Annotated in this window: 13 protein-coding genes and 1 pseudogene; 6 read left to right on the top strand and 8 right to left on the bottom strand. The window is 59.8% G+C overall.

Annotation, left to right across the window (positions count from 1 at the left end; genetic code table 11):
* Window positions 1–244: 244 nt before the first annotated feature.
* Both NTD81_RS21495 and NTD81_RS21500 read left to right on the top strand, forming a co-directional pair.
* A pseudogene (locus NTD81_RS21495) lies at window positions 245–445 on the top strand (HAMP domain-containing protein); the annotation flags it as partial.
* A 102-nt stretch (window positions 446–547) separates the two neighbouring features.
* Window positions 548–1303, top strand: coding sequence for a methyl-accepting chemotaxis protein (locus NTD81_RS21500; RefSeq protein ID WP_410017175.1), 756 nt, complete (start codon window positions 548–550; stop codon window positions 1301–1303).
* Between the two features lie 78 nt (window positions 1304–1381).
* Here NTD81_RS21500 and NTD81_RS17060 read toward each other — a convergent pair whose 3' ends face one another.
* A complete protein-coding gene (locus NTD81_RS17060; protein ID WP_262183864.1) occupies window positions 1382–1999 on the bottom strand; it encodes an SOS response-associated peptidase in 618 nt (205 codons plus the stop codon).
* 302 nt (window positions 2000–2301) lie between these two features.
* Here NTD81_RS17060 and NTD81_RS17065 point away from each other — a divergent pair, with 302 nt between their 5' ends.
* Window positions 2302–3465, top strand: a complete 1164-nt coding sequence (locus NTD81_RS17065; RefSeq protein ID WP_262183865.1) for a 1-acyl-sn-glycerol-3-phosphate acyltransferase — start codon at window positions 2302–2304, stop codon at window positions 3463–3465.
* A 38-nt stretch (window positions 3466–3503) separates the two neighbouring features.
* On the opposite strand, the gene NTD81_RS17070 is transcribed toward NTD81_RS17065, so the two are convergent.
* Both NTD81_RS17070 and NTD81_RS17075 read right to left on the bottom strand, forming a co-directional pair.
* Entirely contained in the window at window positions 3504–3788 is a 285-nt protein-coding gene (locus NTD81_RS17070; RefSeq protein WP_262183866.1) for a hypothetical protein, read from the bottom strand.
* Window positions 3789–4022: 234 nt separating this feature from the next.
* Window positions 4023–4607: a YajG family lipoprotein gene (locus NTD81_RS17075; protein ID WP_262183867.1), complete on the bottom strand. Its 585-nt coding sequence runs from the start codon at window positions 4605–4607 to the stop codon at window positions 4023–4025.
* Between the two features lie 810 nt (window positions 4608–5417).
* On the opposite strand from NTD81_RS17075, the gene mqo reads away from it, so the two are divergent.
* Entirely contained in the window at window positions 5418–6908 is a 1491-nt protein-coding gene (mqo, locus tag NTD81_RS17080) for a malate dehydrogenase (quinone) (protein ID WP_262183868.1), read from the top strand.
* A gap of 73 nt (window positions 6909–6981) precedes the next feature.
* On the opposite strand, the gene NTD81_RS17085 is transcribed toward mqo, so the two are convergent.
* Both NTD81_RS17085 and NTD81_RS17090 read right to left on the bottom strand, forming a co-directional pair.
* Entirely contained in the window at window positions 6982–7404 is a 423-nt protein-coding gene (locus tag NTD81_RS17085) for a DUF4124 domain-containing protein (RefSeq protein ID WP_262183869.1), read from the bottom strand.
* 38 nt (window positions 7405–7442) lie between these two features.
* A complete protein-coding gene (locus tag NTD81_RS17090; RefSeq protein ID WP_262183870.1) occupies window positions 7443–7811 on the bottom strand; it encodes a tetratricopeptide repeat protein in 369 nt (122 codons plus the stop codon).
* Window positions 7812–8021: 210 nt separating this feature from the next.
* Between NTD81_RS17090 and pyk the strand changes: the two genes are divergently transcribed.
* Window positions 8022–9473, top strand: a complete 1452-nt coding sequence (pyk, locus tag NTD81_RS17095) for a pyruvate kinase (protein WP_262183872.1) — start codon at window positions 8022–8024, stop codon at window positions 9471–9473.
* 74 nt (window positions 9474–9547) lie between these two features.
* Here the strand turns inward: pyk and NTD81_RS17100 are convergent, their stop codons facing one another.
* Genes NTD81_RS17100 through NTD81_RS17110 form a run of 3 tightly spaced genes read right to left on the bottom strand, consistent with a single transcriptional unit; the run spans window position 9548 to window position 12411 of the window.
* Complete coding sequence (locus NTD81_RS17100; RefSeq protein WP_262183873.1) at window positions 9548–10318, bottom strand: enoyl-CoA hydratase; 771 nt, start codon at window positions 10316–10318, stop codon at window positions 9548–9550.
* A 40-nt stretch (window positions 10319–10358) separates the two neighbouring features.
* Window positions 10359–11300 carry an iron-sulfur-binding ferredoxin reductase gene (locus NTD81_RS17105; protein WP_262183874.1) on the bottom strand — a complete coding sequence of 314 codons (942 nt, stop codon included), beginning with the start codon at window positions 11298–11300 and terminating at the stop codon, window positions 10359–10361.
* Window positions 11293–12411, bottom strand: a complete 1119-nt coding sequence (locus NTD81_RS17110) for a diguanylate cyclase (RefSeq protein WP_410017176.1) — start codon at window positions 12409–12411, stop codon at window positions 11293–11295. Before NTD81_RS17110 ends, NTD81_RS17105 begins: the two co-directional genes overlap by 8 nt.
* A 345-nt stretch (window positions 12412–12756) precedes the next feature.
* On the opposite strand from NTD81_RS17110, the gene NTD81_RS17115 reads away from it, so the two are divergent.
* Complete coding sequence (locus NTD81_RS17115) at window positions 12757–14280, top strand: fumarate hydratase (RefSeq protein WP_262183876.1); 1524 nt, start codon at window positions 12757–12759, stop codon at window positions 14278–14280.
* Window positions 14281–14307: the final 27 nt, after the last annotated feature.

Genomic DNA, 14307 nt, shown 5'->3' on the forward strand with positions numbered 1-14307 from the left:
CCAGCCCGCAAGCAAAACCCTCGATAGCGCCCTACTCGCCCGGATTAGCGGCGCCAAGGCCGATCAAGCGCTGATCAACCTCAATCCAGAGCGCGAAGTTTTCGAGGTGCTGCTGCCGTTTAAAGTCTCAGGTACCGCCACCCAGTGGACCCTCGCCGTAGTGCTGCCCAGCTCAGCCGTGTTTGCTGAACTGCAAACGCTGCAACAACAACTCAGCGAGCGCGCCAACAACGACACCCTGGGCATGACCTTAGTCGGTCTGCTGATTGCAGCCATCGGCCTGCTGGTGATCTGGTTTGTCGGCTACGGCATTGCCCGCCCGCTCAAGCAAATGGTCAGCATGCTGGATGACATCGCCAAAGGTGATGGCGATCTCACGGCCCGCTTGCAGGTGCAGCGCAGTGACGAGCTGGGGCAAATCGCCAATGGCTTCAATGCCTTCTTAAGTAAGCTGCAATTGATGATTCGCGATGTAGTGGCCTCGGTGCAGCATGTCAGCGACTCCTCCGAGCACACTGCCGATATCGCCATCCGCACCAACCAAGGCATGCAGAAACAGCTGGCCGAAATCGAGCTGGTCGCCACCGCCGTGCACGAGATGACGGCCACCGCTCAGGATGTGGCGCGCAACGCCACCCTGGCTGCGGAGTCCGCCAACAATGCCGACCTGGCCGCCAACCAAGGCAAGCACACCGTGCAACAAACCGCCTCAGCCATCAGCGCCCTGGCCCAGGAAATGGGCCGTGCGGTGGGCGTGGTGCAAACCTTGGCCAAGGACAGCGAAAACATTAACGCGATCCTGGTAGCCATTCGTGGCATTGCCGAGCAGACCAACCTGCTCGCGCTTAACGCCGCGATTGAAGCGGCCCGCGCCGGCGAGCAAGGGCGCGGCTTTGCTGTGGTGGCCGATGAGGTGCGTAACCTGGCACAGAAAACCCAGCAAGCCACCGAAGAAATCCAGAGCATGATCCAGCAACTGCAAAACGGCACCCGTGAAGTGGTGCAAGTGATGGAGCAGAGCCAAGCGAAAACCAACGACAGCGTGCAACACGCCAACGAAGCGGCTAACTCGCTGGAGGCCATCACCCAGGCGGTGTCGGTGATCAACGACATGAACACCCAAATCGCCAGCGCCGCCGAGGAGCAAAGCGCAGTGGCGGAGGACATCAACCGCAACGTCACCAACATCGGTCAAGTCGCCAACGAAGTGGCCGCCGGCGCCGACGAAGCCAGCCAGGCCAGCGCGCAGCTGACCCGCTTGGCCGAGCAGCAACGACGGCTGATTAATCAGTTCCGCGTCTAAGCCCAAGGGCTCAAGCAAAAGGCGCGATCTGTTAGCAGATCGCGCCTTTTTTATGTTGATGCCTGGGTTACTGCGCGCCTAGCCCGGGGTCAGACACTCTGGTGCGTCCAACTTAGGGTCATTGATGAAGTTAGCCAGCACCCGCTCGCGCAACTGCGGCTGGGGACTGCCGAGCAAGGCGTGCAAATCGGCCAAGTCCGTGGCGGGATTCAACCACGCGGCCTGCCCCGCTTCGTCCAGCAACAGCGGTCGGCGCTGGGTCGCCACCGGCAAGGTCACCAAGGCCACGCTTAAATAGCTCGCCCCTGCCACCGGGTAAGCCTCCCAGATCGCCGCGAAATACAGCGGGCTGGCCTCTGCGGTGAGCCAAAACGGCCGTTTACGCGCCGTGCCGCGCCACTCATAAAACCCGTTGGCGGCAACTAAGCCACGGCGCTGGCGAAAGGCTTCGCGAAACATCGGCTGCTCAGCCACGGTTTCAGCCCGGGCGTGGGCTGGAGTTTTCGTCATATCGGTGAGCCAAGGCGGCGTCAGGCCCCAACGAGCCCGGGCTAACTGGCGCTGGCCATCCACCTCACGCAGCAGCAACACCTGACTGTGCGGCGCAATGCTCCAGTGCGGCGCCTGATCGGCGGGAAAACCGGGCAGCGCGGCAAAGGCCGGGGTCCAACGGAACAGGGCAAAACGTCCACACATGCTTGGCTCAATGACTCAACTCAAAACAGCGCCTACCTTAGCAGAGCCCGCCGCACAGCTGGGATAAGACGGTGGGCGGGGAGCATCTGCGCTAAATAAAACTTGTCCTATCGGTGCATGATTAGACCCAGCACACACTGCACGCTGCGCCTGGCCGCCTTATAATGCGCGAGGCCTGTGCCACGGCACAGACGCCAGTTGCGCGTATAATCGCCACTTTATTAGTCACTGCGCGTGACGGCCAGCGGCTCCGGCCCAGCCTGAAAGCACCTGTTTACCATCACCCCTAACAAGAGAACATGATGGGCGAATTCGATTCCATCCGACCTTACGCCGACGCCGAGGTCCCCGCTGTTTTAGCCCGCCTGTTGGCTGACGACGCCTTTCTCAAGATCATTACCCAGTTCGGTTTCCCGCGCTTGGCCGGCCCCTTTGGCTGGTTGCTCAAACCTTTGGTCGCATTGCGCCTGCGCGCCAAGTTTCGCCACGTCCGCTCGGTGGCTGATCTGCAAGAACACATCGAAGGCTATGTAGATAACACCATCGAGCGCGCCACCGATGGCATCACCTACTCCGGGATTGAACACCTGCAAGCCGGCAAGGCTTACCTGCTGCTGGCTAACCACCGCGATATCGTCATGGACCCGGCGTTCGTCAACTACGCCGTGTATCACGCAGGGCTGCCGACGCCGCGTATCGCCATTGGCGATAACCTGCTGCAAAAGCCCTTTGTCAGCGACCTGATGCGCCTGAACAAAAGCTTTATCGTGCACCGCTCCCTGACCGGGCGCCGGGAAAAGCTGGCGGCCTACCAACTGCTGTCGGCCTATATCAATCACTCGATCCGCAATGACGTCGAATCGATCTGGATCGCTCAGGCTGAGGGCCGCGCCAAAGACGGTGACGACCGCACCGACTCAGCGATCCTCAAGATGTTTCATATGAGCCGCAAGGATGAGCCCTTCGCCGAGGTGATCAACAGCCTGCACCTGATTCCGGTAGCGATCAGCTACGAGTACGATCCCTGTGACCTGGCCAAAGCACGGGAAATGTTTATCCGCGCCAGCACCGGCAGCTACAACAAAGTGGCTGGTGAGGACGATAAGAGCATCGCCCTCGGCATCACCGGCTATAAAGGCCGCGTGCACATCCACTTCAGTGAACAAGTCAGCCAGGGCCTGGAAGACAGCAAACAACTGGCTGCGCAGGTGGACCAGCAGATCCTCAGCGGCTATCGCTTGTTCCCAGTGCATTATCTGGCCTACGCCATGTGGAGCGAGCGCGATCCGTTGCTGGCCGTCCCGGACGCCGCAGAGCTGTTCGCTGCCGCCGAACTGGCCCAAGCGCAAAGCGAGTGGCAACGGCGCTTGGCGGCTTGCCCCGCAGAGCAACAACCCTACCTGATCGTGCAGTACGCCACGCCCGTGCGTAATCAATACCGCATCAAAGCCGGCCTGCCGCTATAACCCCCGGCACATGGCCGGCAGCCCACTGCCGGCCACCTCTACAGCTGAGTGCTGAACCAAGAAACGGCCAGGGCCAAACCCAAGCAAGCGGCGCCGAAGCTGGTAAAGAAGCGGTTGATCCGCGCAGTCGCGGCATCCATGCCATAACCGCCGGCCTGTTTACCCTTGGCCGCGACCCGCGCCATGGCGCGGCTATACCGGATGCGTGTGGCCACTAACAACCAAGAGCCGGCCACGGCTAAGAACAATGCCAGTGCGTTAATCCACGCCGCGTAAATGGCATAACGACCACCGATGAGCGCACCCAGCGCTTGAACGGACATAACAACCTCAACCCAATAAAATGACTGTCCAGCCCTGCAAGGCGTACTACAGCAGGTCGGTACGGGCGCCATTTTACGAGGCGTGACAAGGGCCAAGAACTGCCTTACGACCAAGGGCCGTGGCGATACGTCGCACCCCTTGCACGGCCTGTAACACTGTCTTACCGGCGCGCCTAGCAATCATCCAGACAACAAAAAGCCCGACCTAGGCCGGGCTTTTTTTGCGCTGGGCAGTTACTGCGCGAGCAGTTGCGCCACCGCCGGATCTTTAAACGCGCGGGTCAGCGCATCGCTGAGCACATCGCTGACCAACTTGGTGTTGGTGTCCTGATTCGGCGCCATACCAAAACGCTGACTCAGCGAGGCGCCGTAGTTGCCGCTGTAACGACGGCCGCTGTTTTGCACGTCAATGCGCAGGCTGGCGGTCATGTCGGCCTCAGTGACATACAGGTCATCTTTAGGCGACTGGTACTTCAGCTGCGACAGGGTCAGGGTCAGTTGCGGCGCGTTATACGCATTGGCGCTTGGGGTGAAGCCCAGCAGACGCAACGCGGTTTCAGCCTGCGCTTGCAGCTTAGGCAGAACATTGTTGGCGGCAACGCTGATCGAACTGGTTTCCGGGTACAGACCACCGCGTGTGCCCAGCACTGGCGAGGTACGCCCGTCGACTACTTTTACAGCCACAGGCTGACCGTGACCGACTGGCGCCAGTTGGCTGGTCAATTTTGGCTCTGGGCTAAGCTGCTGAGGACTGTGAGCACAACCCACCAAAGTGAGGCTGGCAACAGCCAAGGCGGTAAATAAAAGACGATGCAGCATGCTCATTTCTCCATACATACACGGGGTGGGGCAGAATTGTGGCGCAGTATACCCAGCCGACCTCTTGCCTGACAGCGCTGCTTGCTAGGACGCCCGAAGCGCCTCGGGGTTCCACCGCCGCGCATGCCCACGCAGGCGTAAGACTTTAGTCGCCCAAGCCTCAAGCCGGTACTGGCAGGCCATTGGCCAGTCCCGCAAAGACCTTAGCGCGCCATCACAAGCCCTCCTATTCGCCGCCAGAGCAACGCTGACGGGGCCTCGACGAAATTGACCGAAGCCTCTAGAACCGGCTTTAGGGCGCTCAAACACAGCACAAACAGGCGCTAATCCCGCTCTTTTCGCCGGGCTCAGCAGGTGCACAACTAGACAAGAAAACTCAGTACAGGCGATCAATTTTCTAGCTTTGCCCTTATAATCGCGCCCGAATTATAAGGGCACCTCCTGGTTAGGGTCTTGTCGTAGTACTGATGCACCTTCATCAACTACCCCCCCAGAGAGTCACCCATTTCGCGCTGCCAGCGTTGGCCGCCACTGCCTTTGTTCTGCCTTGGTGTTCTGCATCAAAGCGTGCGCACAGTTAGTAGTGAGCCTTGGATAGCCGCGACTTGAGCTTCACGACTCCAAAAGAGCGTGAAAAAAACGGTTGGAAAAACTTCACAAGAGTGTGGCGAAAATGAACGATCTCACGGTTGGCATCTGCCCCCAGAAGCCTGTTTCTTGCAACCCTGAGTCTCTCGGCGCCTGCTGATTGGCAGTGTTTACACAGGCTAGTTAAGGTCCTTTTGAGTACTGGTTTGCGGAGAAGCGGCAATGGCGCAAAACGATTACGAAACAGTGGATGTGGTGCTGGTTGGTGCCGGCATTATGAGTGCAACTTTGGCCGCTCTGCTCAAAGAGCTCGATCCAGCTATCAAGCTGGAAGTGCTCGAGATGATGGCCTCCGGTGCACTGGAAAGCTCTAACCCGTGGAACAACGCGGGCACCGGCCATGCCGGTCTGTGTGAGCTGAACTACACGCCGGAATCGGCTGACGGCTCTATCGATATCAAAAAAGCCGTACACATCAACACTCAGTTCGAAGAGTCCAAACAGTTCTGGGCCTACTTAGTTGAGAAAGGCCGTTTCGGCTCGCCGAAAAGCTTTATCAACCCAGTGCCACACCTGAGCTTTGTCCGCGGACAAAAAGGTATCAGCTACCTGAAAAAGCGCTTTGACGCGCTGACTCCGCACCACGCCTTCGCCTCGATGGAATACATCGAGGACCGCGCCACCATGCAGCAGTGGATGCCACTGATGATGCCAGGCCGCGATCCTAACGAGCCGATCGCCGCCACCCGCGTGCTGGGCGGCACCGACGTCAACTTCGGCGCCCTCACGCAAAACCTGCTGCAACACCTTGGCCAGCAAGAAAACGCCAAAGTCAGCTGCAGCCAGAAAGTCGTTGGCCTGGAGCGTAACGGCCAGGGTTGGCGCGTTACGGTTAAAGATCAGCAAAACGGCAATAGCCGTCAGTTGCAAGCCAAGTTCGTCTTCTTAGGCGCCGGCGGCGCGGCCCTGCCGCTGCTGCAACTGTCCGGCATCCCGGAAGGCAAAGGCTTCGGCGGTTTCCCAGTAAGCGGCCAGTGGCTGCGCTGCGATAACCCAGAAGTGGTGAAACAGCACCAAGCCAAGGTTTACAGCCTGGCCGCCGTGGGCTCGCCGCCTATGTCGGTGCCGCACTTGGATACCCGCGTAGTAGACGGCAACAAGTCGCTGCTGTTCGGCCCTTACGCCGGCTTCACCACCAAGTTCCTCAAGCGTGGCTCGTTCCTTGATCTGCCGTTGTCGATTCGTTTCAACAACATCGCGCCGATGCTGGCGGTGGCTCGCGACAACTTCGACCTGACCCGTTACCTGGTCAAAGAAGTGCTGCAGTCCCAGGACCAGCGCCTGGAAAGCCTGCGGGCCTTCTACCCAGAAGCCAAAGCCAGCGACTGGCGCCTGGAAATTGCCGGGCAGCGCGTGCAGATCATCAAGAAAGACGCGAAGAAAGGCGGCGTGCTGCAGTTCGGTACTGAGTTGGTGGCTGCGGCTGACGGCTCCATGGCGGCCCTGCTGGGCGCGTCCCCAGGCGCTTCGGTAACCGTGTCGATCATGCTCGACCTGATCCGCCGCTGCTTCGCCGAACAGCTGAAAACTGAACAGTGGAGCACCAAACTCAAGGAAATCTTCCCGGCCCTAGGCCCGGTGCTGGCGCAAGACGCCGAGCGCTACAAGGAAGTACAAGCGCGTAGCCACGCGATCCTTGAGATTACGCACTAAGCCTTAGTGCAATTGGCTGAATAAAAAACCGCCCCATGGGGCGGTTTTTTTATGTCGTCCGCGGCTTAACCGCTCAGCTGCACTGCTCACTGATGCGCTGCTTGAGATCCGCGCGCGCAGCGTCGACCTGTTGATCACTGTAATAGCTGCGCTGGCCGTCGGCTTGTTCCTTGTAGAAACTCACCCCCTCGGGCAGATTAGCCAAGCGCCGGCGCAACTCCTGACACGCCTGCTGCTGTTTGGCTTGCTGGGCTTGCAGCTCAGCATTGGCCTGCGCCTGCTCCTGCCGCCGCGCATCGTACAAGCGCTGAGTGCGGGCCTCACGCTCGATGGTCAGCTCATCACGCTCGACTACTTGCGGCTTAACCTCAACCTTTTGCGCACCGGCACTGGGACGCTGCTCGAAATGCACTTGGCCACTGCTGTCGACCCAGCGATAAATTTCGCCAAAGGCCAAGCTGGGCAGCAACAACAACCACACGCCTTGCTTTACCACAGCACCTCCTTAGCTCACCGCTCCGCGGCGCGATGGGATTAAGGCTTAGCCGGCATGACCTTGACCGCCGCCCCGGCATGGCCGAGCTGGCTCAAGGTATCGATACGCGCACGGGCGCGGTAGGCGTACTCACTGGCCGGATACTGGCTGAGGATAAATTGGTAGGTTTGGATCGCATCGACATACAGCGCCTGACGCTCCAAACATTGGCCGCGCAGCATGGAGATTTCCGGTTGCACATAACGCCGCGTGCGACTGCTGCGCTCAGCCTTGGACAACGCCAAGATCGCTGCTGCGCAATCATCGCGGTCGTAGGCCTTATAGGCGTCATTTAAATTGCTATCCAACGAGTAGCGGCTGCAGCCCACCAGCCCCACCACCAACACTGCCATCAACACGATACGCATAAGCCTCTCCTCCACTGTGCAGTGTATCGACTCGAGGCGGAAATTCTGCAGGGCTCGTCGCGCTTTATCCGCTTGCGCTGGCAATTAACCAGCGTCGCCACCCTCATCGACGCAAATCCGCCCACTATTAAGACAGGTAGTGCAGAGGAACAATGACTACAGCAGCGCAGCATAGTAGCCTCATGCTCAGTTGAACTCAGGAGCCTGTGCATGTCAGTTCGTCGCACCAAAATCGTCGCCACCCTTGGCCCGGCCAGTAACTCGCCGGAAGTTCTCGAACAACTGATTCTGGCGGGCCTCGATGTCGCCCGTCTGAACTTCTCCCACGGCACCCCGGATGAGCACAAAGCTCGCGCCCAACTGGTGCGTGATCTGGCCGCCAAGCATGGCCGCCACGTGGCCCTGCTGGGTGATCTGCAAGGCCCCAAAATTCGCATCGCCAAGTTCGCCAACAAGCGCATCGAGCTGAAAGTCGGCGATAAATTCACCTTCTCGATCAGCCACCCGCTGACCGAAGGCAATCAGCAAATCGTTGGCATCGACTACCCGGATCTGGTCAAAGATTGCGGCGTCGGTGACGAATTGCTGCTGGACGACGGCCGCGTGGTGATGCGTGTGGAAACCGCCACCGCGACCGAGCTGCACTGCGTGGTGCTGATCGGCGGCCCACTGTCCGATCACAAAGGCATCAACCGCCGTGGTGGTGGCCTGACGGCGCCGGCGCTGACCGAGAAAGACAAAGCCGACATCAAGCTGGCAGCGGAAATGGACCTCGACTACCTGGCCGTGTCCTTCCCCCGTGATGCAGCGGATATGCACTACGCCCGTCAACTGCGCGACGAGGCCGGCGGCAGCGCCTGGCTGGTGGCGAAGATCGAACGCGCTGAAGCAGTGGCCGACGACGAAGCGCTGGATGGCTTGATCCAAGCCAGTGACGCGGTAATGGTGGCCCGTGGCGACCTCGGTGTAGAAATCGGCGACGCCGAGCTGGTCGGCATCCAGAAGAAAATCATCCTGCACGCCCGTCGCCATAACAAAGCGGTGATCGTCGCGACGCAGATGATGGAGTCGATGATCCAGAACCCGATGCCGACCCGCGCCGAAGTGTCTGACGTAGCCAACGCCGTGCTCGACTACACCGATGCGGTGATGCTCTCGGCAGAAAGCGCCGCCGGCGCCTATCCACTGGAAGCGGTACAGGCCATGGCGCGGATTTGCCTGGGCGCGGAGAAACACCCGACCAGCAAGAAATCCAGCCACCGCCTGAGCACCGAGTTCGATCGTTGCGACGAAAGCATCGCCCTCGCGGCCATGTACACGGCTAACCACTTCCCCGGGGTTAAGGCGATCATTGCCCTCACCGAAAGTGGCTACACGCCGCTGATCATGTCGCGTATCCGCTCCTCGGTGCCGATCTTCGCCTTCTCTCCGCACCGTGCAACCCAAGCCCGTGCTGCGATGTTCCGTGGCGTGTACACCGTGCCGTTTGATCCGGCTGCGCTACAACCGAGCGCGGTCAGCCAGGCGGCCGTGGATGAGCTGCTCAAGCGTGGCGTGGTGCAGGCGGGCGACTGGGTCATCCTGACCAAGGGCGACAGCTACCACACCATCGGCGGCACCAACACCATGAAGCTGCTGCACGTCGGCGAAGCGCTGGTTTAACCCGCACGAAGCCCCAACCAAAGGCCGCTCAAATGAGCGGCCTTTGCCGTTATTGGTGCCAGCAAAACGGTGGATCAGAAGCGGCTGAAGTCAGGCTCACGCCGCTGCATAAAGGCGGTTAACGCCTCGATGGCCTCTGGGGAGCGTAAGCGCTGGCCGAATAAGGCGCCCTCTTCCTCGATTACCCGGCGCAGCTCTTCCCGCCCCGGTGCGCGCATCAAGCGCTTGCTGTCGATAACCGCCGAGGGTGCCAAGCGAGTAAAGCGCAGCGCCATTTCATGGGCCTTGGCCAAGGTCGCTGCGCCGTCGGCCAACGCCTCATTGGCGATGCCCCAGGCCGCTGCTTGTTCACCGCTAAAGCTCTGCCCCAACAGCAACAACTCACTGGCCTTAGCGTGCCCGAGTAAGCGCGGCAGGATCAGGCTGGAGCCGTACTCCGGACACAAACCGAGATTCACGAAGGGCATCTTCAGTTGCGCATCGCGGCTCACATAGACCAAATCGCAGTGCAGCAACAGCGTGGTGCCAATGCCCACCGCCGCACCACACACGGCGGCGACTACAGGTTTGCGCAGCTCGAACAGCGCCTGCATAAAGGCAAAGACTTCGCTGTTGAGCCCGCTCGGTGGCGCCAGCAAAAAATCGTTCAGGTCGTTGCCGCTGGTAAAACAGACGTCGCTGCCACTGAGTACAATCGCCCGCACCTCGCGGTCTTCATCAGCCTGCTTGAGCGCCTCGGCCAAGGCCTGATACATGGCCCGGGTCAGGGCGTTTTTCTTGTCCGGACGCTGCATGCGCAGGGTCAGCACACCGTGCGCAGACAACTGATGGATATGCTCACTCATGCTCAATCCTCGGGGCTAACGCGCAGCGCCGAATGTGCAGCTAGCGGGCGCGGGGCAGATACAGGTCGGCGAAAATCTGGTTACGCGGCAAACCCGCTAAATAAAGGCGCCTTGAAAACTCCTCAACGCGCTCAGGTGCGCCGCAGAGTAAGGCGCGGGTTTGTCTGGAGACAAGCCGCAGTTGCGCCAAAGCAGGCGCTAACTCGGTCGCTTGGCAATATTGCAGTTGCAGCTGCGGATATTGCCGCGCCAGCTCCTCCAACTCCTCACGTAGGTAGTGCTCAGCCGCACTGCGCGCCACATGCAGCAAGTGAATGGGAGCGCTGTGTTCCTGCCGCAAAGCCTCGCGCAGCACCGCGTACAAGGGCGCAAGGCCGGTGCCGGCGGCCAGCAGCCACAGGGGATAGGCCTGCCACTGCGGGTCGTAGTGCAGCGCCGCGCCGCGCAGTTCACCAACCGCCAGACTGTCCCCGGCCTGCAAGTGGCGCGCTCTGCTGGTGAAAGCGCCATTGGCTGCGCAGTCGATATGCAGCTCCAACCAGGGATCTTCGCCCGCCAGGCTGGCTAAGGAGTACGGCCGGGCAATGTCATCGGCAATCCATAACTGCACATACTGCCCAGCGCTGTAACGCAGCGGGCGCTGCAGTTGCAAACGCAGGCGCAGCACCTGTTCACTCAGCCAATCACAGCTGTGCACCCGCGCCGACTGGGCATCGCGAATGGGATCGAACAGTTCGATGCTGACGTCATCCTGCACCTGACACTGGCATGCCAAGCGCCAGCCTTGCTCGCGCTGAGACAGGCTTAACGCCTGGGACTGCGCATCGACCAGCACACCGCCAACGCAGCGCACCATGCACGCATGGCAACTGCCGGCGCGACAGCTATGGGCGACCGGCACGCCAGCCGCCAACAGGCTATCGAGCAAGTTACTGGCGGGGGCGACTCTGATGCGCTGCTGCGCGACACTGACCTCAGGCATCGGCATCTTGCCAGGTGGCGATGCAGCGATTACGCCCTTCCCGCTTAGCCTGATAAAGAGCTAAATCAGCACGGTGCAGCGCCGCTTCAAGGTCGTCATCTTGGCCAAGCAAGGTCATGCCAATCGATACACTCAAGTTCACTACCTGGGACTCCAACGGTTGACTGCAACTGAACGCCAGACGCAAACGCTCACAGCACTTACTCAATTGTTCAGCATCGGCATTGGGTAATAACAGCACAAATTCCTCACCGCCGTAGCGCGCCACCACATCGCCGTCACGCAGGCAGGCCAAAGCCACATTGGCGAAGGTTTGCAGGACCTGATCACCGGCCGCGTGACCGTACACATCGTTGATCCTTTTGAACAAATCCAGATCCAGCAAGGCCAGGCCATGTTGCTGGTTGGCCGTCATGCCATGGAGTTCACGCTTGGCGATATGCAAAAAGTGCCGGCGATTGTACAGGCCTGTGAGTTCATCAGTGGCGGCTAAGTCTTCCAGCTCACGCATCATGCCGCGCAAGGTGTGCTGCTGGGCCTGCATCGCATAGCGGCGTTGATGCATACGCTTACGCATCTTCTGTGTGTGGCTGGCAAACAGGCACAACCAAAACAGCAGTGCGGCCAGCGCGAAGAGTTGCAATAAAGCGAGAGCAGGGTCGTGCAAACGATGATTTAGAGCCTGGTGCAGCATCACCATCAAGTATCCGGCGAACGCCAGTAAGGCATAGCCCATCAGGACTTTAAGCGACAGTTTGAACACACCAAACAACATAATTGGCACATAAAACACCAACAAACAGCCACGCAACTGGGCGAAAAACGGCAACAGCACGGTGAGGCTGATAATGGCCACCAGCATCTGCGGTTGCAGCAAGCTGGGATCGCGAAAACGCAGATTGGCAGAGGATAAAAACAGCCCGGCGAATACCCCCTGGCTCACCACAATCAACGCCAGGACCCAACGATATTCGGCACTGGGCGGCGCGAGTAGTTTGAGTTGAATCGCCAGACTGGTGACGGCGCCAAGCAAACAATAAGACGTCAACGCCATGCCAAATTTCTTCAGCAATAAGTACTGTTGACGGGAACGACGAACAATGGGCTTGATCACTTCACGGGCTCCCTCCCATGACGATAACACCAAGCCAATTTACCTAGCCCCAACCCTAAAGCCCACTTATATAGGCCCACATCAGGGCGGTTAGCGCACCGGCCAGACGCCTGAGGAGCAACGACAGCAGCCTCCTCCCCGCTTGTCGGATTGACCAAAAAAGGGACAAAAACTCATCCAGCGCGCGATCAGCGACCAGCCGCCGCCCTTACAGGTGTCCGCCCTGAGCCTTGCGCGGTATACTACGGCGCCGTTTTATCATGTGCTTAGGCCCTGATTAGTTTGCGTCGGGCATGCCCCGGCGCTCTTCGAAGTTCCTGCCCTATTAAAGGAGCGCCCAGCATGACCGTGATCAAGCAAGACGATCTGATCCAGAGCGTTGCCGACGCCCTGCAGTTCATTTCTTATTACCACCCCACCGACTTTATCCAGGCAATGCACGAAGCCTACCTGCGTGAAGAGTCGCCGGCGGCCCGTGATTCCATCGCGCAAATCCTGATCAACTCGCGCATGTGTGCCACTGGCCACCGCCCGATCTGCCAAGACACCGGCATCGTTACCGTGTTTGTGCGCGTAGGCATGAACGTCAGTTGGGACGGCGCTACCATGAGCGTCGACGACATGATCAACGAGGGCGTACGTCGCGCCTACAACCTGCCGGAAAACGTCCTGCGTGCGTCCATCCTCGCCGACCCAGCCGGCGCGCGGAAGAACACCAAAGACAACACCCCGGCGGTGATCCACTACTCCATCGTTCCTGGCGACAAGGTCGAGGTGGACGTCGCAGCCAAAGGCGGCGGCTCCGAGAACAAATCGAAGATGGCCATGCTCAACCCGTCCGACTCGATCGTCGACTGGGTCCTGAAAACTGTGCCCACCATGGGTGCGGGCTGGTGCCCACCGGGCATGCTCGGCATTGGTATCGGCGGCACCGCCGAGAAAGCCGCAGTGATGGCCAAAGAAGTGTTGATGGAGTCCATCGACATTCACGAGCTGAAAGCGCGCGGCCCACAGAACCGTATTGAAGAAATGCGCCTGGAGCTGTTCGAGAAGGTCAACCAACTGGGCATCGGCGCCCAGGGCCTGGGCGGTCTGACCACCGTGCTCGACATCAAGATCATGGATTACCCAACCCACGCCGCCTCGCTGCCGGTGTGCATGATCCCTAACTGCGCCGCCACCCGTCACGCCCACTTCGTGCTCGACGGTTCCGGCCCAGCCGCGCTGGAAGCTCCTGACCTGGATGCCTACCCAGAAATCGTTTGGGAAGCAGGCCCGTCGGCCCGTCGCGTTAACCTCGACACCCTGACTCCAGAAGAAGTGCAAAGCTGGCGGCCTGGCGAAACCATCCTGCTCAACGGCAAGATGCTCACCGGCCGCGACGCCGCGCACAAGCGCATGGTCGACATGCTGAACAAAGGTGAAGAACTGCCGGTAGACCTCAAAGGTCGCTTCATTTACTACGTCGGCCCGGTTGATCCGGTGCGTGACGAAGTGGTTGGCCCTGCGGGTCCGACTACCGCCACTCGTATGGACAAGTTCACCCGGCAAATCCTTGAAAGCACTGGCCTGCTGGGCATGATCGGTAAATCCGAGCGTGGCCCGATTGCCATCGAAGCGATCAAGGACAACAAAGCGGTGTACCTGATGGCTGTAGGCGGCGCTGCGTACCTGGTATCGCAAGCGATCAAAGCCTCGAAGACAGTAGCCTTCCCTGAACTGGGGATGGAAGCGATCTACGAGTTTGATGTTAAGGACATGCCTGTGACCGTGGCCGTCGACACCAAAGGTGAGTCGGTACACATCACCGGCCCTGCGATCTGGAACAAGAAGATCCACGACAGCCTGGCCGTCGAAGTTAAGTAAGCCTTGCTCCAGTTACAACAAACCCGG

The organism is Pseudomonas sp. 5P_3.1_Bac2, from assembly GCF_025465995.1.
Lineage (GTDB): Bacteria > Pseudomonadota > Gammaproteobacteria > Pseudomonadales > Pseudomonadaceae > Aquipseudomonas.

What these genes read in the sequence shown, in the direction of transcription:
- NTD81_RS21500 (WP_410017175.1), top strand. Translation starts at nt 548, where the DNA reads ATGCAGAAACAGCTGGCCGAAATCGAGCTGGTCGCCACCGCCGTGCAC.
- NTD81_RS17060 (WP_262183864.1), bottom strand. Translation starts at nt 1,999, where the DNA reads ATGTGTGGACGTTTTGCCCTGTTCCGTTGGACCCCGGCCTTTGCCGCG.
- NTD81_RS17065 (WP_262183865.1), top strand. Translation starts at nt 2,302, where the DNA reads ATGGGCGAATTCGATTCCATCCGACCTTACGCCGACGCCGAGGTCCCC.
- NTD81_RS17070 (WP_262183866.1), bottom strand. Translation starts at nt 3,788, where the DNA reads ATGTCCGTTCAAGCGCTGGGTGCGCTCATCGGTGGTCGTTATGCCATT.
- NTD81_RS17075 (WP_262183867.1), bottom strand. Translation starts at nt 4,607, where the DNA reads ATGCTGCATCGTCTTTTATTTACCGCCTTGGCTGTTGCCAGCCTCACT.
- mqo (WP_262183868.1), top strand. Translation starts at nt 5,418, where the DNA reads ATGGCGCAAAACGATTACGAAACAGTGGATGTGGTGCTGGTTGGTGCC.
- NTD81_RS17090 (WP_262183870.1), bottom strand. Translation starts at nt 7,811, where the DNA reads ATGCGTATCGTGTTGATGGCAGTGTTGGTGGTGGGGCTGGTGGGCTGC.
- pyk (WP_262183872.1), top strand. Translation starts at nt 8,022, where the DNA reads ATGTCAGTTCGTCGCACCAAAATCGTCGCCACCCTTGGCCCGGCCAGT.
- NTD81_RS17100 (WP_262183873.1), bottom strand. Translation starts at nt 10,318, where the DNA reads ATGAGTGAGCATATCCATCAGTTGTCTGCGCACGGTGTGCTGACCCTG.
- NTD81_RS17105 (WP_262183874.1), bottom strand. Translation starts at nt 11,300, where the DNA reads ATGCCTGAGGTCAGTGTCGCGCAGCAGCGCATCAGAGTCGCCCCCGCC.
- NTD81_RS17115 (WP_262183876.1), top strand. Translation starts at nt 12,757, where the DNA reads ATGACCGTGATCAAGCAAGACGATCTGATCCAGAGCGTTGCCGACGCC.